The sequence below is a fragment of the Amycolatopsis acididurans genome (assembly GCF_012328925.1).
GTDB lineage: Bacteria > Actinomycetota > Actinomycetes > Mycobacteriales > Pseudonocardiaceae > Amycolatopsis_E > Amycolatopsis_E acididurans.
Genome location: NZ_JAAXLS010000001.1, coordinates 304,217 through 325,391 on the forward strand (window position 1 = coordinate 304,217; position 21,175 = coordinate 325,391).

Consider the following 21,175-nt stretch of genomic DNA (forward strand, 5'->3'; position numbering starts at 1 on the left):
GGTAACGATGGCTGGACGAGTTGCGGGCAAGGTCGCTTTCATCACCGGCGCGGCGCGCGGCCAGGGCCGCAGTCACGCGGTCCGGCTGGCGCAGGAAGGTGCCGACATCATCGGCATCGACGTGTGCAAGCAGCTGGACAACGTGCCGTTCCCGATGTCGACACCGGAGGATCTCGCCGAAACGGTGTCACTGGTGGAAAAGGAAGGCCGCCGGATGCTGGCCACGCAGGCCGACGTGCGGGACTTCGCGGCGGTGAAGGCGGCCGTGGACGCCGGTGTCGAGGAGTTCGGCAGGCTCGACATCGCCATCGCGAACGCGGGGCTGGGCAACACCGGTGCGCCGCTGGCTGAGATGGACGAGCACCTCTGGCAGGACATGATCGGCGTCAACCTGACCGGCGTGTGGCTGTCGGCGAAGGCGGCGATCCCGCACATCCAGGCCGGCGGCCGGGGCGGGTCGATCATCCTCACCAGTTCGGTCGGTGGGCTCAAGGCTTACCCGAACGTGGGCCATTACGTCGCCGCCAAACACGGTGTGGTCGGCGTGATGCGCACGCTCGCGGTGGAGCTGGCGCACCAGAGCATCCGGGTGAACTCGGTGCATCCCACCCAGGTGAACACGCCGATGGTGATGAACGACGCCACCTTCCGGATGTTCCGCCCCGACCTGGAGAACCCGACCGTCGACGATTTCGCCCCGCTCTCGCAGATGGCGCACATGCTGCCGGTACCGTGGGTCGAGGCGCTCGATATCAGTAACGCGGTGCTGTTCCTGGCCTCCGACGAGTCGCGCTACATCACCGGCCTGACGCTGCCGGTCGACGCGGGCAGCATGCTCAAGTAGCCGTGGGGGACGTACGCGACTTCGCCGCGCCGAAATCCGCTGTGGACACCGTCGCGCGCGACCCTCTGCTGCCGGTGCCCTGGGTGGAGGCGATGGACGTCAGTAACGCGGTGCTGTTCCTGGCCTCCGACGAATCCCGCTACATCACCGGGCTGACACTGCCGGTGGACGTCGTCGTGGCAGGCCCGGCCGGTCACGACGACGTCGGCGTCAGCTCGCTGATGAGCCACTGGCCCGCGACCTTCGTCATGGTCACCCGGGCCGTGCTCGACGTGCTGCGCGGGTCCGGCTGGGCCTTGCTGGAGGTCTTCTGGTCGATGAAGACCACGACCACGACGGAGTCCGGGTTCACGCTCACCGCGGCGGCCCGGCTCACGATCGCGACCGACGTGGTGCCCTCCTGCTTGACCGCGGGCGCGATCGCCTGCCGGGCGAAAGGCACGTAGTACTGCGCGAAGGAGCCCGCCGTGCTCTGCTGGGCCCGTTCGATGTCGGCGTCGATGGTGTCGGCGCCGTAGCTGAGCACCTGCGCCACCCGTAGCCGCGCCTGCGCCACCGCGTCGGACCGCGCGTCGTCGATGGCCTCCGCGCGCCGCGCGGCGAAGACCAGCAGCGTGGTGCCCGCGACGGCCAGCACGGTCAGCACCGCCAGCAGCGAGACGGTGACCCGTCGCTTCCGGACGGAGACGGTCCTGGCGCGCGCGAGGCCGGGCCGGGGGAGACGGGGCCGGGGGAGGCGGAGTTTCATGCGATCACGTCATTCGACTGGACGAGCCACGTCTCGCCCTGGCGGACCAGGCCGATCGCGACGCGGTAGAACCGGTCGCGGGGAGTCGTGATCTCGGTGTTGGTCACGTGCGTGGTGATGGCGAACAGCACGGTGGCGGAGTTGTCGTCGGCACGTTCCACGCCCGACGCGGTGATCGTGCAGGTCGATCTCACCTTGCCCTGCGTGAGGATGTACTGCAGGCCCTGCTGGCTGTCGATCAGGCCCTGACGGTACGCGCCGGTCGTGGCCGCGACGATCTTCGGCATCTGCTGGGGGAACGTCTGGTAGTCCAGCGAGTAGGACTGCCGGGCCACGTCGGTGGCCACGGACAGGATCGCTGCCCGCCGGTCCGCGGTGGCGCGGTAGTCCAGCACGGAGCGCAGCAGAAGCCCGCCCACCACAAGGGAAGCCGTCAGCACCACCGCGAGCACCAGTGCCGCGACGAACCAGGTCGCCGAGCGCGGCGGCGCGGCGGTTTCCTCCGCCCGTGCCTCGGGCTCCTGTTCGGCGGCTTCGGCCTCGACGGCCTCTTGCGCTGTCTCGCTCGAGCTCATCACGATGCCCTTTCCCGCGCTCAGAGCGGCTCGAACCCGGCCAGCAGCCACTTGCCGTCCACCCGGGCGGCGGTGACCCGCGCGACGCGGCTGTCCACCCTCGGCGCGGTCAGGCTCTTGCCGGTGGTCGTCTGGTTCAAGAACACCAGGACGACGACCCGGTCGGGCTGCGCGTCGGCGACCCCGGCCGAGCGCACCACCGTCTGCGTGGTCGCCTGCTCCTGCACGACGGCGGGTTTGAGCGTCGCGGCGAGCCCGTTCTGCGCCCAGTACTCGCCCGTGGTGACCGACTTCGCGCGCTCGATGTCCGCGTCGATCGTGCGGTAGTCGAAGTTGAGCAGCTTCGGCGTGAGGTCGAGCACCGCCGACACCGCCTGCGCACCGGCCCGCTCCTTGGCGATGGTGTCCACCGTGGACAACGAAAGGACGGTCACCGCGGCGGCGGCCGCCGCGGCGAGCAGTACGGTGATCGCCGCCAGCACGATGCGCACGCGTCTGGTGGGCAGGACCCGGTCGGCCCGGCCGACCACCGCTCGGGGAAACGCGAAAACCGTCACCGGACCTCCCTAGAAACCGCCGGAACCGCTGAACTGCATGTAGATGAGGGTGATGATGGTGTTGACCACGAACAGGATCGCCACCACGAGCACCACCGTCTCGTTGACCGCCTCGCCGACGCCTTTGGCGCCCGCGCTGACCGTCAGGCCGCGGTAGCAGCCCACGAGCCCGGCCGCGAGACCGAACACGATCACCTTGATCACCCCGACGATCACGTCGGGCAGCCCGACCAGCAGCGTCAGGTTCGCGACGAACTGGCCGGGGCTGGCACCCTGCACGAGCACCGAGAACACGTATCCGGTGCTGATGCCCACGACGCACACGATCGCGTTGAGGCCGATCGCGACGAGCGTCGCGGCCAGCACCCGGGGCACGACGAGCCGCTGGATCGGGTCGACGCCGAGCACCTCCATCGCGTCGATCTCCTCGCGGATGGTGCGGGAGGCGAGGTCCGCGCAGATGGCCGTCGATCCCGCGCCGGCGAGCACGAGCACGCTGGCCATCGACCCGATCTCACGCACGACGGCCAGCGCCGTGCCCGCGCCGGAAAGGTCGATCGCGCCGATCTGGCCGAGCAGCTGGTTGACGAAGAAGATCGTCACACCGAGGAACGGGACCGCGAGGAAGATGCACGGCAATACCGTGACCCTGGCCAGGAACACGGTCTGCTCGAAGAACTCCGTGAGCTGGAACGGGCGGCGGAACACGGCCCTGATCGTGTCCAGGCTCATCGCGGTGAACCCGCCGATCGCCTTGATCGTGCCTACCGCACTCAGTGCCACCGATCCCACGTCCTCACGCGACGAACTGCAGATCCGACACGAGCCACTTGCCGTCCTGCTGCTCCATGCCCAGCAGCACCCGGTAGACCGCGGGATAACCCTGCGGCGAATCGGTGTTGGTGACCACCGCGTTCGCCGACACCAGCACCGTCGCCCGGTTGTCGTCGGCGTTCTGGATGCCCGAGGCGCTGATCGTGGCCTGCGCGCGCACCTGCCCGTCCCGCACGACCTGGGTGAACTGGTCGGCCTGCTGGGCGAACTGCTGCCGCCAGCCGCCGGTGGAGCCGGAGAGCACGCGGTCGAGCGAGCCCTGCACGCCCTCCGGGCTGAGGCTGAGCAACGCCAGCACTTCCTCTCGTGCCGCGACGGTGATCGCGGCGTCGCGCGCCTGGTGGTCGTGCGTGCCGCGCACGTACCACAGCGCGCCGCCCGCGACGACCAGCAGCACGACCACCACGAGGGAGACGACGACCGTGGCCGCCAGGCCGCGCTTGTGCCGCACGCTCCATTTTCGCGGAACGGGGGAGGGACGCGGCTTTTCTTCCGCTTCGGTGTCCTTTTCGGTCAGTTCGGAGGTCTCGGTCATGACCCTCCTCCAATCGGTGCGAGCAGCGGGGCGAGCAGGAACTGCTCCAGGGGAGTCACCGGCCCGCCCGGTGTGCTGACCTGCGGCAGCGGCAAACCGCCCTTGAGGAACGGCTGGCCGTCGGCGTAGAACAGCCCGTTCGGGCCCTCGTGCGAGGTGTTGCCGGCGCCGTTGATCGCGGGCGGTGGCTGTCCCGGTGGGGCCGCTCCCGAGAAGTCGGCATCGCCGATGAAGGCCTTGTTCTCCGCACGCGTCTTCGGGTTGCGTGCCGCGACTTCCAGCATGTGCGCAATGGCGGTGTCGGTGGCGGCCTTGGCTTCCTGTGGGGACTGGAAGTTCAGCCCGCACTGTGCGGCGGTCGCGCCCGTGCTGCCCGGACCGGCCGGACTGCCGGGCGGGCAGGGCGCGTTGCGGTAGCCACGCACCTCTATCGGGGAGTTCTTCGGTTCCTTGCAGTAGGCGTCCGTCGGTGGCGGGCGCGAGTTGGACAGGTCGGTCGGTGCCGTACGGTCCTGCTCGTACCCGTTGGTGCAAGGCGGCGGGGAACCGAACGTCAGCTTGAAGCCCATCGCCGAATACGGCGGCGGGTTCTGCCCGGAATCCTTGATGCCCCACGCGGTCGTGCTGGTCAGCGAGGAGATCGCGGCGGGGAAGATCACCAGTGTCTGCTGGATGTTCGGGATGAACACGCGCAGCACCTGGCCGGTCGAGGTGAGATCGCCCAGCAACTGCGGCAGCGTGGGGCGGATCTGGTCCAGCAGCCCGGTCAGCTGGTCGGCCATCGGCCCGGTGTTGTCGATCGCCCCGCGCAGGCTCGGATCCACCGAGCGCAGGGTCCCGGTCACGGCGGCGAGATCACCGGTGAACGCGGTGACCTGCGGCGCGATCTTGCGTTGCGTCGCCAGTACCGGCACCAGGTCGTTGAGTAGTTTCACCGTGGGGTCGAGGTTGGCCGCCGCCTGGTCCTCCAGTTGCGAGGCCGCGCGCAACAGCCCGGCGAGATCGGGGCCGGTTCCGTTGAACGCGCGGTAGACCTCGTCCACGGTGCTGTTCAGCTTGTCCAGCGGCAGGGTCGAGGCGAGCTGGTCCACAGCGGACAGCATGTCCCCGACGGGCGTCGGGAAGGACACCTGGCCGGCGGGGATGACCTGCCCGTCGCGCAGCGGTGCGGAGTCCGAGCGCGGTTCGAAGTTGACGTACTGCTCGCCGATCGCCGAGGTGCTGCGCACCGCGACGGCGGAATCGGCCGGGATCTTCGCGCTGTCGTCGATGCCGAGCACCGCGCGCACCCCACCGCTGGACAGTTCCAGCTTGTCGACCTTGCCGACCTTGATGCCGCGCAAGGTCACCAGTGCGTTCTCATACAGCCCGCCCGCCCTCGGCAGATCCAGCGTGACGGCATAGGTCCCGATCCCGAACATGCGCGGGACCTGGACATACCGCACGGCGGCGAACGCGACGCCGATCACCGTGACGATGACGAACGCGATGAGCTGGCCGCGGACCATCCTGCTGAGCATCAGTTGCCTCCCGGGATGATCAGGCCGAGCAGGCCACCGCTCTGCCCGTTCACCGGCTGGGGTGCCGTCGGCGTCGACGGGATCGGGGTCGGCACCGGTTCGCGCTGGCCGAGGGGCAGCGGCAGCAACTGTGCCACGCCTGCGGTGAGCGGGTTGGCGTTGACCAGGCCGCCGGCCAGCGAGGAACCGCCCAGCAGCGGCACTCCGGCGAGTGTGAAGCCACGCAACAGGTTGTCGGCCAGCACGTTGGCGTCCAGATCGACGGTCACGTACAGGTTTCCGTAGTCGCCGTTGATCACCGCGGGGAACGCGGTGTTGGAGGCGAAGGGGAAGGTGGGCAGGAAGCCCAGGGACCCGGTGAGGTCCTTGCCCGAGTTCGCGAGCTGGGTCAGCACCGGTTGCGCCGCCTGGAGATCGGCCCGCAGGTCGTCGCGGCCGGCGTTGATCACGTGCGACGCGACGTCGCCGAACGCCGACACCGAATTCAGCGTCTGCACCAGCGTCGTCCGCTGCCGTTCGAGCACGGCCAACCCCGGCGGGATCGTGCGCAGCGCGTTGTCGATGACCTGCGTTTGCCGGGCGAGTGTGCCGGTCAGGCGGTCGATGTTGTTCAGCGCGCGCACGATGTCGCCCTTGCGCGCGTCGAGCGTGCTCGCCAGCTGGCCGAGGTTGTGAATGAGCCCGCGGAACTCGTCCTCGTGCCCGGTGAGCGCGTTGTTCAGCTCGGTCGTGATCGTCTGGACCTGGGCGAGCCCGCCCTGGTTGAGCAGGGCCGACAGGGCGGTCAGCAGTTCCTCGGTCTCGGGGTACTGGCCGGTGCGGGTGACGGGGATGTCGTCGCCGGGGCGCAGCGTGCCGACCGGCTGACCCTGTCGCGGCGGCGACAGTTCCAGGTATTCCGCGCCCAGCAGGCTTTTCTGCGCCACTCGGGCTTCGGCGTTCGCGGGCAGGCTCACCGTTTTGAGCAGGTTCACCGTCAGCTTGGCCGTCCAGTTGTCGAACGCGACCGCGGTGACGGTGCCGACGGTGATGTCGCCGACCTTCACCTCGGCGTTGGGCACCAGGTTGCCCAGGTCGCTCATGTGCACGGTGATCTGGTAGCCGGCCTCGCCCGTGCCGGTGCGAAACGGCAGCGGCAGCGCGGTCAGCGGTGAGGCACTGCACGCGGTGAGCACGAGTGCCGCGACGAAGACGACGAAAAGACCGGCGGGGGACCGTTTTCTCATCGGCCGCCTCCGGAATTCTGCGGCGCCGTCTGCAACGGCATCACCAGCGGGACGTTGTTCATCTTGAGTATCTGGACGAACGGCACGAGCGCCGTCTCGCATGCCTTGTTCGTGTTGTCGTTGTGCCCGCCCGAGGCGAAGATCAGCGAGCAGATGAAGGTCGCCGGATCGCTCATGTTCGTGATCGCGAAGGCGCCGGCCATGAGACTGCCGGTCGGGTCGTAGACGTTGTTGAAGTTGGACACCCCGACGGGCGCGCGTTGCAGGAAGTCGGCCAGTGCCTGCCGGTTGCCGGCGATCTGTTTGGCCACTTTCGCCACCCCGTCGAGGTCGGTGGCCAGCGCGTTGCGGTTGTCGCGGACGAAGTTCTCCACCAGTACCGCGGTCTGGTCGAGTGTGCGCACCACGGTCGCGAGCTGGTCCCGGTTGTCGTCCAGCATCGCCGAGACGTCGGTGAGCTGCTTGCTGAAGGCCTGTACCGCACCGTCGTTCTGGGCGAGGCTGGTCACCACCGACTGCAGGTTGCGTACGGTGCCGAACAGGTCCTCGCCGCCCGCGGCGAGCGTGGTCATCGCGGCGGAGGCGTCGCGGATGGTCTCGTGGATCTGGTCGCCCTGTCCCGCGAGGTTGGCCTGCGCGGTGTCCAGCACCCGGCCGAGCGGCCCGGCGAGCTGCCCGGAGGCGGGGCCGAGCTGGGTGGCGAGCTTGTTCAGCTCGGCGACGGTGGTGTCCCATTCGACCGGGGTCACCGTGTGCGACAGCGGAATCGTGGCGTCGTCGGGCAGTTCGGGCCCGCCGGTGTAGACGGGCGTCAGCTGGATGAAGCGGCTGCTGACCATGGTGGGCGCCACGATCGCGGCCTTCACCTCGGCGGGCACCTTCAACGCCGCCTTGTACCGCAGAACCACTTTGACCCGGCCCGGTTCCGCCGTGATCGAGTCGATCTTGCCGACGTCGATGCCGAGCACCCGCACCGAATCTCCGGAATACAGCGCGGGCGCCTCGGTGAAATAGGCGGTCAGCGTCTTGTCGGGACGCTGGGGGGTGAGCACGGTGACCACCGCGCACACGACGAGTGCGACGATGATCCCGAGCACCAGCGTGGAGTGACTGAGCAGCCTGGTCATGGTCCGACCGCCTTCAGCACGTCGGGAAGCAGCGGGATGATGTTGGTCGGCGGCAGATCCGGGATGTAGCCGTAGAACCACGGGCCGCCGCCGACCGACTCGCCGAGCGTGCCCGCGTAGATGTTGAGTCCCTGCAACATGGAACCGAACAGCTGGTCGTCCTTGTTGAGCAGATCGAGCACCCCGTGCAGCTGCTGCAGCGCGGGCTGGAGCTGCTGCTGGTTGTCGTGCACCAGTCCGGTCAGCTGGTCGAGCATCGTGGTCGTGCTGGTCAGCAGCTCACTGATCACCGCGCGACGCCGGCTCAGCTCGCCCAGCAGCAGGTTGCCGTCGTCGAAGAGCTGCGACAGCTCGCGGTTGCGCTGGGCCAGCACACCGGTCACCGAATTGGCGCGGCCCAGCAGATCACGCAGCGCCCGGTCCTGGTCGGCGACGGTGAGCGCGAGCCGGTTCACACCGTCCAAAGTGGCGTGCAGCGAGTCCGGAGTGTCCTTGAGCGTGCTGCTTACCGTGTCCATCGCGGTGGCCAGTTTCGCGGTGTCGAGCTCGCCGGCCTGCGTGGTCAGCTGACCGAGGATCCCGGCGAGGTCGTAGGGCGAGCTCGTCCGCGTGACCGGGATCTGCGCACCTGGCGCGAGCTGCCCGCCACCGGAGGGCAGTACCGCGAGGAACTTCACGCCCAGCGGGGTCGCCGTCTTGATCGCCGCGCCGGTCAGCTCGCCGAGATTTCCCGGTCCCTCCACGCTGAACTGGACCTTCACGTGGTCGCCCTCGAGCTCGACACTGTCCACTTTGCCCACGTTGAGCCCGCCGATGCGGACCTCGGCGCCCGAGGCGAGCCCGCCGGCCTCGGTGAACAACGCCGAGTAGGACACGCTCGTCAGCGAACGGTAGATCGAACCGGAGGACATGGCGGTGGCGAGCAGCACCAGGACCAGCAGCACACCCGCGATCCCGACCTTGCGCGGATCGCGTTCGCGGAACCTCTTCTCGGCGTTCAGCATCGGGTCACGTTCCCGCTGTTGATGAAGGGCATGTCGATCCGTCCGGCCGGTGTCGTGACGCGCAACCGCACGCCGCACACGTAGAACTGGAACGCGCTCTGGTTGGCGCCGAGCCGTCCGAGCGGGATGTAGTAGCCGGGCAGCCTGCGGATCAGGTTGTCCAGCGCCTTCTGGTCGGCGTTGATCGTCTGCGAGAACCGGGTCAGCTGGGCGATCGTGTTCCGCAGATCCGGGCGGTCCTGCTGCAACAGGCCCCCGACGGTGCTGGTCAGGTTGTCGATGTCGGTCAGCGAACCGCCGATCTGCTCCCGGTCCGAGGCAAGCCCGCTGACCACCCGCTGCAGATTCACGATGGTGTCGTTGAGTTCCGGCGCGCGCCGCACCAACGTCTCCAGCACGGTGTTGAGCTGGTTGACCACGTCGCTGATCAGCGAGCCGCGGTCGGCCAGCGTCGTGGTGACCGAGCCGAGGTCGCTGAGCAGGCCGTCGACGGCACTGCCTTGTCCTTGCAGCACCGAGATCAGCGACGCGGAGAGCCGGTTGACCTCGTCCGGCCGCAACCCCTGGAACAGCGGGGTGAAGCCGTTGAAGAGCTCGTCGAGGTCCAGCGCCGGCCGGGTCCGCGTCTTCGGGATCGTGCCGCCCGCCGGGAGCAGGGGCCCGTCGCCCTTGGCGAGCTGCAGGAACCGGTCGCCGACCAAATTTTTGTACCGGATGACGGCCGTCGTGCCGGTGGTGAGGGGAATCTGCTTGCCGACGCTGAAGGTGACCGCGATGGTGTTGTCCGGCAACCGTTCGGTGCTCTCGACGCGGCCGACGTCGACGCCCGCCGCGCGCACCTCGCTGGAGGGCTTCATCCCGGAGATGTCGTCGAACACGGCCCGGTAGGTGGTGGTCGGCTCGAACCGGAACCCGCCGAACACCACGACCAGCACGCCGGTCATCGCGACCGTCGTCATCACGTAGGCGAGCACCTTGATCAGCAGCCCGGTCCTTCTCATTTGCCACCACCGCCCACGTAGGGCGCGATCGCGGGCCCCAGCAGCTGCTGGGCGAGCTCGAGCGGGCTGACGATCGTGGTGGTGCGCCGGTAGAAGTCCGGTGTGGTCGTGCCGTCGTCGAACGCGTAGTGCGGCCCGTTGGAGACCAGCGACGGATAGCACTTCGGCGGATTCGTCGCGGCCACCTTCGGATCGTCGAGTCCTTTCTGGTATCCGGGCTGTCCCGGCATGAACGTGATGCTGCCGCTGATTCCGTTGTAGAGCCCGCCGACCGCCTGGCTGCTGGAGAGCCGCATCGTGTTCACCGTGGCGAACGTGCAGGGGAACTCCGGCGAGTAGTACGCCAGCAGCTGGGTCGTCGGGCGCATCACGTCGAGCAGGTTCACCAGCTGTTGTCCCTGGTCCTGCAGCAACGCGCGGCCGTCGTCGGAGACGCGGGTCAGGCTCAGCAGCATCGCGTGCAGCCCGGCTTCCTTGTCCTGCACGGTGCGCGACAGCGTGGTGGCGTTGTCGACGATGCGCAGCACGTCGGGAGCGACGTCGGCATAGGTGCCCGCGACGTCCGGCAGTGCCGCCAGATCCTGGTTCACCGCGGGCAGCGTGGGGTTGAAGCGGCTGAGATAGGTGTTGAGATCACTGACGAACTGGCCCAGGTTGTGCCCCTGCCCTCGTAACGCGGTCGCGACGGCGCCGAGCGTGGCGTTCAGTTTGGCCGGTTTGACCGTCGTCAGCAGCCGCATCAGGTTGTCGAACACCGAGTTCGTCTCGGTGGAGACCGCGGTCGCCTTGATCACCGCGCCTTCGCCGATCGGGCGTGTGCTCGGCGAGGGCGCGGGTACCAGGTCGATGAACTTCGCGCCGAACACGGTCGGCGAAATGATCTGCGCGCCGACGTTGTCCGGAATGTCGCCGGCGTATTCACGGCGGATCGCGATTCCGATGACGGCCTTTCCGCCGACGGCGTCGATCGTGCGGGCCTCGCCGACCGTGATGCCGTGCAGCGTGACATCGGCCTTGGGGTCCAGCAGCAGGCCGCTGCGGTCGGCGACGACCTCGGCCCGCAGCACCGGGACGAACATCTGGTTGTAGCTCGCGAAAACGCCGAAAAGCGCCAGTGCGAGTACGCACACGCCGAGCAACCCGAACAGCTTGTACCTCACCGGCCGCGATCCGGGAACCATCGCGCCGTCACCTCGAAATGTGGAGCGTGTCGGAATTGCCGTACAGAACCAAGCTCATGCCAAGTGCAACGAACATGACGCCGATAAGTGACAGGCGAACCGCGCGGCCGACGGCATGTCCCACTCCGGCGGGCCCGCCCGTCGCGGTGTAGCCGTAGTAGCAGTGCACGGAAATGATCACCAGCGCCATCACGAGCACGACCGCGAAGGAGCTCAGAATGTCACTGGGGACCAAGAACGTCTCGAAATAGTGATTGTAGGTACCGGGGGACTGGCCATAAAGGACAGTGGTGGTCACCTGGGTGAGCGTGTAGGACATGACCAGCGAGATCGCGTACAGCGGAGTCACCGCGATGAGGCCGGCGACGACCCTGGTGGTGACCAGATAGGGGATCGACGGGATCGCCATCACCTCGAGCGCGTCGATCTCCTCGTTGATCCGCATCGCACCCAGTTCCGCGGTGAATCCCGCGCCGACCGTGGCCACGAGCGCGATTCCGGCGACCAGTGGCGCGGCGATCCGGGTGTTGACGTAGGCGGAGACGAAGCCGAGCAACGCATCGATCCCGATGTTCGTCAGCTGCGCGTACCCCTGGATGGCCAGCTCGACGCCCGTCGTGCCGGTCAGGAACGCGACGATCATCGCCGTGCCGCCGACCATCGCGAGCGCGCCGCGCCCGAAGCTCACCGACGCGAGCTGACGCAGGATCTCCTGCCGATACCTTCTGACAGCACGGAGAAACCAGCCGTAGGCGCTGCCGTAGAACACGACCTGGTACCCGATCGTGTCGAGTGCCGCGCCCACCGCGGAGGTGGCCCGCCGGGTCCAAGGCATCTTCGCCTCTTTCGGTCACTGGGAAAATCAGCCATGATGGCGTGTCCAGGCAGTGCTGTGCACATGCTTAGCATCTGGTGGATGATGTGGTCAAGGCCACTTCGCGTCGATCCCAAGAGGACCGCGCGCTGGTTGAACCGCGTTCGCCGCGGTGAGGTTACGATCGAAGACGCTCGTGCCGAGAGACCGGCGCGGGAGTTCAGGGAGGTAGGTCAACGATGGCATCGCAGCGCCGGATCGGCGCACCGGATGCGAAGAACCGCGGCATCCTGCTCGACGCGGCGGAACAGCTCATGCTGGAGGAAGGCTACGCCGCGGTCACGTCCCGGCGGGTCGCCGCGAAGGCCGGGCTGAAGTCGCAGCTGGTGCACTACTACTTCCGCACCATGGACGACCTGTTCCTCGCGATGTTCGAGCGCCGCGCGGAAGAGGGGCTCGCGCACCAGAAGGAACTACTGGAATCCGACCGGCCACTGCGCGCGCTGTGGGCGTTCAACACCGAGTCCGCGGCCACCGCGTTCTCGCTGGAGTTCGGCGCGGTGGCCAATCACCGCAAGGCCATCCGCGCCCAGGTCGCGCGCTACTCGGAACTGTTCCGGGCGGCGCAGCTGGACGCGGCGGCCGGGGCGTTGAAGAGCTACCGGGTGCCGCCCGAGGTGTGCACGCCGGAGGCGCTCGTCATGATGATGACCGCGATCGCGCGGATCATGGCGATGGAGGACAACCTGGGCTTCACCATGGCGCACAACGAAACCGTCGAGTTCATGGAGCGCTATCTCGACCAGCTGGAGAACTACGGCAAGCGGCGTACCCGCACGAAGAAGCTCACGGGGTGAGCACCGGCAGCGTTTCCCAGCCGCGCACGGTGGAGGTCGGCGAGAGCTGAGCCTCGTCGAGGTCGACCTCCCATTCCGGGAACCGCTTGAGCACCTCCTCCAGCGCGATGCGTCCTTCCAGCCGGGCCAGCGCCGAGCCCATGCAGTAGTGGGTGCCGAGCCCGAAGGTCAGGTGCTGGCGCACCTCGCGGTGGATGTCGAAGCGCTCGCCGTCCGGGAAGTGCCGTTCGTCGCGGTTCGCGCTGCCGATGAGGAACATCATGACGTTGCCCGCGGGCACGGTCTGGCCGTAGTACTCCACGTCGCGCGTCATGTACCTGGCCACGTGCGGGGCGGGCGGCTCGAACCGCAGCAGTTCCTCGACCGCGCGCGGGATCAGCGACGGGTTCTCGGCCAGCTCGCGCCGCTGGCCGGGGTGGTCGGCCAGCACCTTGCCCGCCCAGCCGATGAGCCGGGTGGTGGTCTCGTTGCCCGCGCCCGCGACGACGTTGACGTAGATGAGCAGCTCGTCACGGGTGAGCCGGCGGACGGTGCCGGTCTCGTCCTCGAACTCGGCGTTCATCAGCTCGGTCATGATGTCGTCGGAGGGATGCTCGGCACGCCAGTCGAGGTACTTGGCGAAGATCTCGCCGCTGGCGAACTCCTTGTCGTCGGTGTATTTGATCATCGGCTTGCCGGCCTCGGTGCGCAGCTCGGCGTCGACGCTGTCGCGGACCGACTCCTGGTCCTCCTCGGGAATGCCGAGCAGCCCGCCGATGACCCACATCGGCATCAGCTTGCCGAGATCGCGGACGAAGTCGAACCCGCCGGCGCCGACCAGCGGGTCGAGGCTGCGCGCGGTTAGCTCGCGGATCCTCGGTTCCAGCTCGCGGATCTTCTTCGGCGCGAACATCCTGGCCAGCAGGTTGCGGTGAATCGTGTGGATCGGCGGATCCTCGAAGATCAGCACACCGGACGGGATCTCCATGTTCGCCTTGATCAGTTCGAGGATGGCGCCGCGGCCGGAGATGAAGGTGTCCTTGTCGGCGAGGCCGGCGCGGACGTCCTCGAAGCGGCTGACCGCGTAGAAGTCGTGTTCCTCGTTGCGGTAAAGCGGCGCCTCTTCGCGGAGGCGGCGAAACATCGGGTACGGGTTCGCGTTGATCTCTACGTCGTACGGGTCGTAGCGGACGCCGGAAGCTTCGGTTGTCGCCGTCACGGGAACGGTCCCCTCTCGCCGGGAGCAGCGTCGCCCCCATTCGAATTGGTGTCAGTATGCTGGCGTGAATATGCCCTTCCTGTCAATGTGGTTACGGTGAGTATGTGAACGACCCAGAACCCAGGCGCCGTCCTTACGACAGCCCGATCCGCAGGCAGCGGGCCGCGCAGACGCGCGAGCGCATAGTGGCGGCGGGCGCCGAACTCGTGCACGAGCGGCCCGTGTGGGACTGGCGGTTGCTGACCGCCCGCACCGTCGCCGAGCGCGCCGGGGTGAACGAGCGGACCGTGTACCGGCATTTCGCGACCGAACGCGGCCTGCGCGACGCCGTACTGCAACGCCTGCAACAGGAAGCGGGCGTCACCGCGGCCGGCACCATCGAACTGGACGACATCGCCGACATCACCGCGCGCACCTTCGCCTACGTCTCGTCGTTCCCGACGGCCGAGCGCAAACCGGCCGACGCCACCTTCGCCGCGGTGGACAAGCGCCGCCGTGATTCCCTGCTCGACGCCGTCGGCCGCGCCGCGGCGGACTGGCCGGAGGAGGACCGCACCGCCGCGGCGGCGATGCTGGACGTGCTGTGGAGCCTGGTGTCCTACGAGCGGCTGGTCACGGCGTGGGAACTGGACCCGAAGCAGGCGACGCGGGCCATCCGGTGGGTCATGGGCATGGTGGAGAACGAGATCAGGCAGGGCCGGCGCCCCGCGCCCTGATCGTCCATTGAGGACTGTCGATTGTGGCGTGCTAACCTGAAGGCGGTGGCACGCCACCCCGGACGAGTGCGTCGTACCCGGCAAGACAAGACGACGTGGATCACTGTCGGTGTCCGGGAAGGTCTTGTCATGGCGTGGGTTGTTCTTGTCGTATCCGGTGTTCTCGAAACCGTGTGGGCCGCGGCGCTCGAAGCCACACGCGGGTTCACGCGCCTGTGGCCGACGCTGCTGTTCGCCGTCGCGCTCGCGGGCAGCATGGCGGGCCTGGCCTACGCGATGCGCACGATCCCGCTCGGCACCGGATACGCCGTCTGGGTCGGCGTCGGCGCGGTGGGCACGGCCGTCTACGGCATGATGGTGCTCGGCGAGCCCGCCACCGCCGCCCGGCTGGCCTGCCTCACGCTCATCGTCGCCGGGGTCGCCGGGCTGAAGGTGCTGCACTGAGCCCGCTCAGGCAGGCGAAGGGCTCACAACGCCTTGACCACGGACCGTTCGGCGGGGCTGGCGGCGCCGTCGAGCAGGGTCTGCCGCAGCAACGCGTGCCGCCGCGGCGCGGAGGACGCCGGGCCGGAGTCGGTCAGCGGAACCCACAGCAGGCTGCGCAGCGCCACCGCCAGCACGCTGACGTCGGCGGGCGTGGCGAACTGGCGGGCGCGGATACCCTCGTCCAGCATCTCCTCCATGATCCGCAGCCGCGCGGCGTTGTCCACCGGTGGCGCGTCCACCGGCGGGTTGAGCACGTACCACCAGTCCTTGACGATCATGAACTCGTGCCGGAACAGCCGTGCCGCCGAGGTCATCAGCGAGAACACCCCGTCGAGCCGCTCAACGGCCGTACCCGGTGCGGCGGCGACGGTCTCGTAGCCTTCGAGCAGGTGATGCGAGAACCGCTCCATGATCGCGGCGAGGATCTCCTGCTTCGCCGCGAAATGCCCGTAGATGCTGCTGGCCCGCATCCCCGCCGCGGCGGCGATGTCGCGCATCGTGGTGGCCTCGTAGCCGCGCCGGGCGAACTCGTCGCGCGCGGTCGCGAGGATCAGCCCGCGCCGGCTCTCGTCGGCCGCGGCAGGCGGGCGCCAGCCCGCGATCCGTTCCCGCGCGACCCGCGCCGGCCCGGACGCGTCGAGCTCGGCGGGGGAGTGCGCCTCGGTGGTCAGGCCGTGCAGCAGCTGCGAGACCAGCGAGCACACCAGGTCACTGGTCGACAGCGGCGTGACGAGGGCCGCGAGGTCGAGCACCGCGATGGGCAGCACGGCCTGCAGCACCGGCAGGTCCACCTCGGCCCGCAACGTCCCCGCGTCCCGCGCGGCCCGCAGCAGCGTCGCCCATCGGCGGTTCAGCGCGACCGGTTTGCGCCGGACCAGCGTGGTCATCGTCTCGGTCGCGGTGGTGGGCGCGTCCCGGCGGCACATGTGCACCGCCGCGCGGTGCCGTCCGGCGATCTGCCCGACCTTGTCGGCGAACTCGACCAGGTCGGTCAGCGGATGTCCGGATTCCAGGCGCGGGCGCCGCGCGAGCTCGTCCATCTCGGCCTGGAACTCCGAGATCAGCTCGACCGCGAGCGCCTCCTTGGACGGGAAGTGGTGATACAGGCTCCCGGTCAGGATCCCGGCGGCGTCGGCGATGTCGCGCAGCGACGTACCCGCGTAGCCTGCCTGCGCGAACACGCGGCCGGCGATCCGGAGCAGTTCGTCACGCCGAGTGAGCTCCGCGGACGCGGGGACGTCTCCGGATGATGTTCCAACCACCGTCCCAGTATGCCCGCGCCGCTCACACGTACCGGAGCCGGATCTCGCAGTTGAGCGCCGCCTCCAGCGCGGTGTGCAGCCTGCTCTCCGGCACGCGCCGCTGGTCGGCGGCGGCCAGCGTGAACACCGCGACCTCCTCGCCGTCCTCTTCGAGCCGCTGCACGCCCGCGCGCACGCCGAACGCCTCGATCACGCCGAGCGCATCCTCGTCGGTGCCGCGGCTGAGGAAGGTCACCGAGCGCAACCGCGGCACGGTGCCGAGCACCTGCTCGCACACGCCGGCCACCCTCGCCCCGGCGGATTCCTTGTCCTCCGCCTCGACCGTGACGGCGAGTTCGCGGCGTGCGGGATGGCGGCGCGCACGCAGCCCGCGCGCCGCCAGAGCCCGGACACCGTCGTCGAGGTCCTGTGTGGACAGTCCGGCCGGGAACTCGACGCGGACCTCGGCTTGCCGCACGGTCAGGCCGATCCGCCCTCGATGGGCTCCCAGAAGTAGATCCGCGCGCCCGCGGCGTCGATCGCGGGGGAGGGAGCGGGCAGGGTGCCCATCTGGGCGAGGATCTCCTCCGGCGTGCCGTCCACGTCGTAGACCGCGACGTAGCGGTGTTCCGAAGCCGCACCGTGCACGGCCTCGGTGACGCGGTAGCGTGTCCCGCTCGACACTCCCGGCAGGCTGAGCAGTTCCTTGAGATGCACCTCGTTGTACCAGGTGTTGTACTCCTCGTCCTGCTCGGGCGTGGCCGGGTTGCTGTACACCGCCATGACCGCCTTGGGCATATGCAGTTCCTTTCTCCTCCGGCCGGAGTCACCCGGCCGGTTCCGGGGGTGGACGCACGCCTCTCTTCTCTACCACGGCCCCGTCCTCACGGAAACGGAGCCGGCAGGCCAATCGTGATCTCGTGGTGCGGAGATGGCGCGGCATCCGGTCGCGCAGCGCCCCGGTTTCCTCGTCCTCGGCGGGCAGCGTGGCTTCCGCGCCGCCGACCACGACCACGGCGCAGACCGTGCATTCCGCCTTGCCCCAGCACGTCGTCGGCCACCGGTAGCCCTGCCGCCAGGCCGCGTCCGCGAGCGATTCGCCGGGTTCCACGTCGATCGTGAACCCGGCGGGCTCGACCACCACACGCGCCACGGTCAGCCCGCCTTCTCGATGCTGCCGAGCTGCGTGCCGACCGGGTAGTCGACCTCGAACTCGGCCTCTCCATGCCGCAGCACCCCGCTCGCGGGCGCCTCGACCCGGGTTTCGACCTTGTCGGTGCTCACGGTGTAGATGGGCTCGCCCTCGGCCACCGGTCCGCCGTCGGCGACCAGCCAATCCACGAAGGTCGCCTGGGTGGCGGCCATGGTGAGCTTGGGCATCCGCACGGGCACGATCTCAGCCACGGGCGTCACCCACGACCTTGCGGACAGCGTCCTCGATCCGTGCCGGGCTCGGATAGACCTGGGACTCGAGCGCCACCGACGCGGGGATGGGGCGGAACCGTGAACCGACGCGCACCACGGGGGCGGCCAGCGTGCCGAACAGGTCGTGGCTGATCCGCGCGGCCAGTTCCGCGCCCGGGCCGGCGAACTCGGTGGCGTAGTGCGCGACCACCGCGCGCCGGGTGCGGCTCACCGACTCCAGCACCGCGGGCAGGTCGAGCGGTACCAGCGTGCGCAGATCGACGACCTCGGCCTCGATCCCGTCCGCGGCCAGCGTTTCCGCCGCGGCGAGCGCGTCGAGCACACCCCGGCCGTAGCTGATGATCGAGACGTCCCGGCCCTGGCGTTTGACCTCGGCCCTGCCGAGCGGGATCTTCTTGTCCGGAGTGGACAATCGCGGTCCCTTGGTGCCATACAGGGCGGTGGTGTCCACGAACACGCACGGGTCCGGGTCGAAGATCGCCGAGCGCAGCAGACCCTCCGCGTCGGCCGGGGTGCTCGGTATCACCACCTTCAGTCCCGGGATGTGCATGAACCACGCCTCCAGCGTCTGGGAGTGCGTGGCGCCGTTGCCGGTGCCGCCGTAGACGCTGGTGCGGATGGTCACCGGGCAGGTGGTCCTGCCGCCGGAGGCGAACCGCACCTTCGCCGCGTGATTGGCGATCTGGTCCAGCGCGATGCCGATGAAGTCCATGATCATGATCTCGGCGACCGGGAGCAGTCCCTCCATCGCCGCTCCGATGGCCGCGCCCGCGATCGCGGCCTCCGAGATCGGGGTGTCCAGCACCCGGTCGTTACCGTATTTCGTGGACAGTCCACTTGTGACGCCCGAGACGCCGCCGCCGGGATCGGCGACGTCCTCGCCCAGCACGAGCACCCTCGGATCCTCGGCCAGTGCGCCGTCCAGAGCCGCGCTCAGCGCCTGCCGCATCGTGTAGGTCATCGCGGTATCCCCGCCATGTCCGCATAGACATCGGTGTCGAGTTCGCCTGCGGGCGGGAGCGGGCCGGCGAGCACCTCGGTCATCGCCGCGTCGATCTCGGCCACCGCCGCGGCGTCCACGCGTGCCGGCTCCTGCTCGCTCACGCCGTGCTCGGTGAGGAACCGTTCGAAGCGGGGGAACGGGTCCAGCTCCATCGCGCGGGCCATCTCGTCCTCGGGGATGTAGGGCTGCGGATCACCGAAGTAGTGCCCGCTGAACCGGAAGGTGAGACATTCGACGAGGGTCGGCCCACCGCCGGAGCGGGCGCGGTCGACGGCCTCGAGAAGTCCATTGTGGACGGAGACTGGATCGTTGCCGTCCACGCGCAGGCCGGGGATGTCGTACCCCGCGGCGCGGTCGGCCACCCGTTCGACCCGCATCGTGTCGGCCACCGGGGTCATTTCGGCGTACTGATTGTTCTGGCAGATCAGCACCAGTGGCAGCGCCCAGACGGCGGCGAGGTTGACGGCCTCGTGAAAGGATCCGGTGTTCGTCGCGCCGTCGCCGAAGGTCACCGCCACGACGCGGTCGCCGCCGCTTCGTTTGGCGGCCAGCGCCAGCCCCGCCGCGACGGGCGGGCCGGCGCCGACGATGCCGGTGGAGAGCATCACGCCGACCTCCGGGCACGTGATGTGCATGGTGCCGCCCTTGCCGCGGGAGGCTCCGGCGCTGCGGCCGAGCACCTCGCCGAGGATCTCCGCGGGCGGCACGCCCTTCGCGATCAGGTCGTGGATGCCGCGGTAGGTCGTCACCAGCCGGTCGTCCCGGCGCAACGCGGTGGACAACCCGCCCGCGATCGCCTCCTGGCCGCGGGAGGGCCAGATGACACCGGCGAACTCCCCGCTGGCGAATCCCTTGCGCAGGCGCATTTCGCATGCCCTGGCCCGCGTCATCGTGCGGTACATCGTCAGCAGCGTGGCCGTGTCGGGGACGTTCACGACGCCGCCAGGCGCTTGTCGAGTTCGACGTGCATGTTGCTGATCGCGGCCTCCCAGCGGGTGGCCAGCCGTAGTTCCTCGAAGCCCATCGTGTGCAGGCCACGCTGCTGGCGCTCGATGTTGCCGAAGTCCTGCCGGGGGATCAGGCCCCAGTTCGCGGTGTCGGTCTTGTCGAAGCGGCCGAGCAGGTCCGCGCGCGGCCGGTCCTCGGTCTCCGGGTACGTCGTCAGCGACCACACCTCGAACCGGCACCATTCGGGGTCGTCGTTGTACGGGCGGATGCGGTAGCTCAGGCAGTTCCCGAACTGTGGCAGGAAGAACATGTTGGGGAACAGGAACACCTCACCACCGAAGAACAGCGGGCTGTCCTCCATGCCCGGCCGCCACGGGATGCCGGCGCCCTCGGCGTGCCGCCGCAGCGTGGCCGCGACCGTCTCGGCGACCGCGCCATCGGGAATCTCCCTGGTGCGCAACGACTCCAGCACCGTGATGTCGCGTTCGAGTGTCATCGCGTCCTGGCCGTCGGCCAGCAGCTGCCCGGACAGCAACAGCCCGTCGACCGAGGTGTAACCGGGCCTGCTGCCCTTGACCTGGAAGCTGGAGTGGCCGCCCGCGAACACCAGGTACTCGGTGGTGTCGATCGGAAACTCCTCGCCCATGCCCATCGCCAGCTGCGGATGGGTCTGCATGACGTGGTAGCCCTCCATGAACGCCTCCTGGGCCATCTTCCAGTTGGCGTTGAGGATCACCTCCTTCCACCACTTGACCTGCCAGTTGTCGATCCCGATCTCCTTGAGCAGGGAAGCGGCGGGCGACAGCGAGGCCCGCAGCGGCCCTGCCCCGGGATCCATGGTGATCCACACGCAACCGCCCCAGACCTCGACCCGGCATTCGCGCAGCCGCAAGTCCTCCGGGCGCAGGCATTCGGGCTCGAACCCGTAGTCGCCGTAGACGAACGAACTGGTGCCGTCGGCGTTCCAGCGCCAGCCGTGGAAGGGACACACCAGCTGCCCGCCGCCGAGCCGCCCGCATCCCTTCGCGAGCTGCGTCGCGCGATGCCGGCACGCGTTGTGGAACGCCTTCACCGATCCGTCGCGCTGGCGCACCACCAGCACGGACTGATCGCAGATCTCGTACTCGACGAAATCGTGCGGCTCCGGAATCTCCTCCAGCCGGCACGCCATCTGCCACGTCCTGGTCCACAGCTTCTGCTTCTCCAGCTCGTAGAAGCCGCGGTCGTAGTAGCGTTCGCGTGGCACGTGCAGCCGGTCGCGCATCGCGAAGGGGACGCTGCTCGTATCGACCGTGCGCCTTTCCTCAACTGCTGTCATCGTCGACATCTCCCGGC

25 protein-coding genes and 1 riboswitch are annotated in these 21,175 nt (G+C 68.9%); of the genes, 4 read left to right on the forward strand and 21 right to left on the reverse strand.

The genetic code is table 11. The features are described from left to right. Positions 1 to 7: 7 nt before the first annotated feature. A complete protein-coding gene (locus HFP15_RS01520) occupies positions 8 to 844 on the forward strand; it encodes a mycofactocin-coupled SDR family oxidoreductase (protein ID WP_168510554.1) in 837 nt (278 codons plus the stop codon). 193 nt (positions 845 to 1,037) lie between these two features. On the opposite strand, the gene HFP15_RS01530 is transcribed toward HFP15_RS01520, so the two are convergent. From HFP15_RS01530 to HFP15_RS01585, 12 genes are read right to left on the reverse strand one after another with little or no spacing between them, the layout of a single operon-like run. Next, positions 1,038 to 1,592 carry a hypothetical protein gene (locus tag HFP15_RS01530; RefSeq protein ID WP_168510008.1) on the reverse strand — a complete coding sequence of 185 codons (555 nt, stop codon included), beginning with the start codon at positions 1,590 to 1,592 and terminating at the stop codon, positions 1,038 to 1,040. Further along, complete coding sequence (locus tag HFP15_RS01535; RefSeq protein WP_168510556.1) at positions 1,589 to 2,167, reverse strand: Rv1363c family protein; 579 nt, start codon at positions 2,165 to 2,167, stop codon at positions 1,589 to 1,591. Before HFP15_RS01535 ends, HFP15_RS01530 begins: the two co-directional genes overlap by 4 nt. A gap of 20 nt (positions 2,168 to 2,187) precedes the next feature. Then, the gene (locus tag HFP15_RS01540; protein WP_168510558.1) at positions 2,188 to 2,724 is read right to left on the reverse strand and encodes a hypothetical protein; all 537 of its coding nucleotides are present in this window, start codon (positions 2,722 to 2,724) and stop codon (positions 2,188 to 2,190) included. Between the two features lie 9 nt (positions 2,725 to 2,733). Further along, positions 2,734 to 3,507 carry an MlaE family ABC transporter permease gene (locus HFP15_RS01545; protein ID WP_312871379.1) on the reverse strand — a complete coding sequence of 258 codons (774 nt, stop codon included), beginning with the start codon at positions 3,505 to 3,507 and terminating at the stop codon, positions 2,734 to 2,736. A 13-nt stretch (positions 3,508 to 3,520) separates the two neighbouring features. Beyond that, positions 3,521 to 4,093, reverse strand: a complete 573-nt coding sequence (locus HFP15_RS01550; protein ID WP_168510560.1) for an Rv1363c family protein — start codon at positions 4,091 to 4,093, stop codon at positions 3,521 to 3,523. After that, positions 4,090 to 5,613, reverse strand: coding sequence for an MCE family protein (locus HFP15_RS01555; protein ID WP_168510562.1), 1,524 nt, complete (start codon positions 5,611 to 5,613; stop codon positions 4,090 to 4,092). The genes HFP15_RS01550 and HFP15_RS01555 overlap by 4 nt, the downstream gene beginning before the upstream one ends. Next, on the reverse strand, positions 5,613 to 6,839 hold the full coding sequence (locus tag HFP15_RS01560; RefSeq protein WP_168510565.1) for an MCE family protein: 1,227 nt from the start codon (positions 6,837 to 6,839) through the stop codon (positions 5,613 to 5,615). The genes HFP15_RS01555 and HFP15_RS01560 overlap by 1 nt, the downstream gene beginning before the upstream one ends. Further along, a complete protein-coding gene (locus tag HFP15_RS01565; RefSeq protein WP_168510567.1) occupies positions 6,836 to 7,966 on the reverse strand; it encodes an MCE family protein in 1,131 nt (376 codons plus the stop codon). The genes HFP15_RS01560 and HFP15_RS01565 overlap by 4 nt, the downstream gene beginning before the upstream one ends. Next, positions 7,963 to 8,970, reverse strand: a complete 1,008-nt coding sequence (locus HFP15_RS01570; protein WP_168510569.1) for an MCE family protein — start codon at positions 8,968 to 8,970, stop codon at positions 7,963 to 7,965. Before HFP15_RS01570 ends, HFP15_RS01565 begins: the two co-directional genes overlap by 4 nt. Further along, positions 8,964 to 9,971, reverse strand: a complete 1,008-nt coding sequence (locus HFP15_RS01575) for an MCE family protein (RefSeq protein WP_168510571.1) — start codon at positions 9,969 to 9,971, stop codon at positions 8,964 to 8,966. The genes HFP15_RS01570 and HFP15_RS01575 overlap by 7 nt, the downstream gene beginning before the upstream one ends. Then, complete coding sequence (locus HFP15_RS01580; protein WP_168510573.1) at positions 9,968 to 11,152, reverse strand: MCE family protein; 1,185 nt, start codon at positions 11,150 to 11,152, stop codon at positions 9,968 to 9,970. Before HFP15_RS01580 ends, HFP15_RS01575 begins: the two co-directional genes overlap by 4 nt. A gap of 7 nt (positions 11,153 to 11,159) precedes the next feature. Then, positions 11,160 to 11,987, reverse strand: coding sequence for an MlaE family ABC transporter permease (locus tag HFP15_RS01585; RefSeq protein ID WP_168510575.1), 828 nt, complete (start codon positions 11,985 to 11,987; stop codon positions 11,160 to 11,162). A 218-nt stretch (positions 11,988 to 12,205) separates the two neighbouring features. Between HFP15_RS01585 and HFP15_RS01590 the strand changes: the two genes are divergently transcribed. Beyond that, positions 12,206 to 12,823: a TetR/AcrR family transcriptional regulator gene (locus HFP15_RS01590; RefSeq protein WP_168510577.1), complete on the forward strand. Its 618-nt coding sequence runs from the start codon at positions 12,206 to 12,208 to the stop codon at positions 12,821 to 12,823. Here HFP15_RS01590 and HFP15_RS43755 read toward each other — a convergent pair. Then, positions 12,813 to 14,021 (reverse strand): cytochrome P450, encoded by a 1,209-nt coding sequence (locus tag HFP15_RS43755; protein ID WP_210716598.1) that lies wholly within the window; start codon positions 14,019 to 14,021, stop codon positions 12,813 to 12,815. The two genes, HFP15_RS01590 and HFP15_RS43755, sit on opposite strands and share 11 nt — an antisense overlap. A gap of 104 nt (positions 14,022 to 14,125) precedes the next feature. Here HFP15_RS43755 and HFP15_RS01600 point away from each other — a divergent pair, with 104 nt between their 5' ends. Beyond that, positions 14,126 to 14,737, forward strand: a complete 612-nt coding sequence (locus HFP15_RS01600) for a TetR/AcrR family transcriptional regulator (protein WP_168510579.1) — start codon at positions 14,126 to 14,128, stop codon at positions 14,735 to 14,737. Between the two features lie 39 nt (positions 14,738 to 14,776). Continuing rightward, positions 14,777 to 14,837, forward strand: a riboswitch (guanidine-III (ykkC-III) riboswitch). A gap of 29 nt (positions 14,838 to 14,866) precedes the next feature. Next, the gene (locus HFP15_RS01605; RefSeq protein WP_168510581.1) at positions 14,867 to 15,181 is read left to right on the forward strand and encodes a DMT family transporter; all 315 of its coding nucleotides are present in this window, start codon (positions 14,867 to 14,869) and stop codon (positions 15,179 to 15,181) included. A 23-nt stretch (positions 15,182 to 15,204) separates the two neighbouring features. Here the strand turns inward: HFP15_RS01605 and HFP15_RS01610 are convergent, their stop codons facing one another. From HFP15_RS01610 to HFP15_RS01645, 8 genes are read right to left on the reverse strand one after another with little or no spacing between them, the layout of a single operon-like run. Then, positions 15,205 to 16,485: a TetR/AcrR family transcriptional regulator gene (locus tag HFP15_RS01610; RefSeq protein WP_168510583.1), complete on the reverse strand. Its 1,281-nt coding sequence runs from the start codon at positions 16,483 to 16,485 to the stop codon at positions 15,205 to 15,207. Between the two features lie 22 nt (positions 16,486 to 16,507). Then, complete coding sequence (locus HFP15_RS01615; protein ID WP_168510585.1) at positions 16,508 to 16,942, reverse strand: hypothetical protein; 435 nt, start codon at positions 16,940 to 16,942, stop codon at positions 16,508 to 16,510. Between the two features lie 2 nt (positions 16,943 to 16,944). Then, complete coding sequence (locus tag HFP15_RS01620) at positions 16,945 to 17,262, reverse strand: DUF4286 family protein (protein WP_168510587.1); 318 nt, start codon at positions 17,260 to 17,262, stop codon at positions 16,945 to 16,947. A 28-nt stretch (positions 17,263 to 17,290) separates the two neighbouring features. Beyond that, positions 17,291 to 17,617 carry a 2Fe-2S iron-sulfur cluster-binding protein gene (locus HFP15_RS01625; protein ID WP_210716599.1) on the reverse strand — a complete coding sequence of 109 codons (327 nt, stop codon included), beginning with the start codon at positions 17,615 to 17,617 and terminating at the stop codon, positions 17,291 to 17,293. Positions 17,618 to 17,619: 2 nt separating this feature from the next. After that, on the reverse strand, positions 17,620 to 17,868 hold the full coding sequence (locus tag HFP15_RS01630) for a biotin/lipoyl-containing protein (RefSeq protein ID WP_210716600.1): 249 nt from the start codon (positions 17,866 to 17,868) through the stop codon (positions 17,620 to 17,622). Next, positions 17,861 to 18,850 (reverse strand): alpha-ketoacid dehydrogenase subunit beta, encoded by a 990-nt coding sequence (locus HFP15_RS01635; RefSeq protein ID WP_168510589.1) that lies wholly within the window; start codon positions 18,848 to 18,850, stop codon positions 17,861 to 17,863. Before HFP15_RS01635 ends, HFP15_RS01630 begins: the two co-directional genes overlap by 8 nt. Then, a complete protein-coding gene (locus HFP15_RS01640; protein WP_210716601.1) occupies positions 18,847 to 19,827 on the reverse strand; it encodes a thiamine pyrophosphate-dependent dehydrogenase E1 component subunit alpha in 981 nt (326 codons plus the stop codon). The genes HFP15_RS01635 and HFP15_RS01640 overlap by 4 nt, the downstream gene beginning before the upstream one ends. Next, positions 19,824 to 21,158, reverse strand: a complete 1,335-nt coding sequence (locus HFP15_RS01645) for an aromatic ring-hydroxylating oxygenase subunit alpha (protein ID WP_168510591.1) — start codon at positions 21,156 to 21,158, stop codon at positions 19,824 to 19,826. Before HFP15_RS01645 ends, HFP15_RS01640 begins: the two co-directional genes overlap by 4 nt. Positions 21,159 to 21,175 lie beyond the last annotated feature (17 nt).

Bases quoted from the DNA above. Each gene is read 5' to 3' on its own strand.
- HFP15_RS01520 (WP_168510554.1), top strand. From the start codon at position 8: ATGGCTGGACGAGTTGCGGGCAAGGTCGCTTTCATCACCGGCGCGGCG.
- HFP15_RS01530 (WP_168510008.1), bottom strand. From the start codon at position 1,592: ATGAAACTCCGCCTCCCCCGGCCCCGTCTCCCCCGGCCCGGCCTCGCG.
- HFP15_RS01535 (WP_168510556.1), bottom strand. From the start codon at position 2,167: ATGAGCTCGAGCGAGACAGCGCAAGAGGCCGTCGAGGCCGAAGCCGCC.
- HFP15_RS01550 (WP_168510560.1), bottom strand. From the start codon at position 4,093: ATGACCGAGACCTCCGAACTGACCGAAAAGGACACCGAAGCGGAAGAA.
- HFP15_RS01555 (WP_168510562.1), bottom strand. From the start codon at position 5,613: ATGCTCAGCAGGATGGTCCGCGGCCAGCTCATCGCGTTCGTCATCGTC.
- HFP15_RS01560 (WP_168510565.1), bottom strand. From the start codon at position 6,839: ATGAGAAAACGGTCCCCCGCCGGTCTTTTCGTCGTCTTCGTCGCGGCA.
- HFP15_RS01565 (WP_168510567.1), bottom strand. From the start codon at position 7,966: ATGACCAGGCTGCTCAGTCACTCCACGCTGGTGCTCGGGATCATCGTC.
- HFP15_RS01570 (WP_168510569.1), bottom strand. From the start codon at position 8,970: ATGCTGAACGCCGAGAAGAGGTTCCGCGAACGCGATCCGCGCAAGGTC.
- HFP15_RS01575 (WP_168510571.1), bottom strand. From the start codon at position 9,971: ATGAGAAGGACCGGGCTGCTGATCAAGGTGCTCGCCTACGTGATGACG.
- HFP15_RS01580 (WP_168510573.1), bottom strand. From the start codon at position 11,152: ATGGTTCCCGGATCGCGGCCGGTGAGGTACAAGCTGTTCGGGTTGCTC.
- HFP15_RS01585 (WP_168510575.1), bottom strand. From the start codon at position 11,987: ATGCCTTGGACCCGGCGGGCCACCTCCGCGGTGGGCGCGGCACTCGAC.
- HFP15_RS01590 (WP_168510577.1), top strand. From the start codon at position 12,206: ATGGCATCGCAGCGCCGGATCGGCGCACCGGATGCGAAGAACCGCGGC.
- HFP15_RS01605 (WP_168510581.1), top strand. From the start codon at position 14,867: ATGGCGTGGGTTGTTCTTGTCGTATCCGGTGTTCTCGAAACCGTGTGG.
- HFP15_RS01620 (WP_168510587.1), bottom strand. From the start codon at position 17,262: ATGCCCAAGGCGGTCATGGCGGTGTACAGCAACCCGGCCACGCCCGAG.
- HFP15_RS01635 (WP_168510589.1), bottom strand. From the start codon at position 18,850: ATGACCTACACGATGCGGCAGGCGCTGAGCGCGGCTCTGGACGGCGCA.
- HFP15_RS01645 (WP_168510591.1), bottom strand. From the start codon at position 21,158: ATGACAGCAGTTGAGGAAAGGCGCACGGTCGATACGAGCAGCGTCCCC.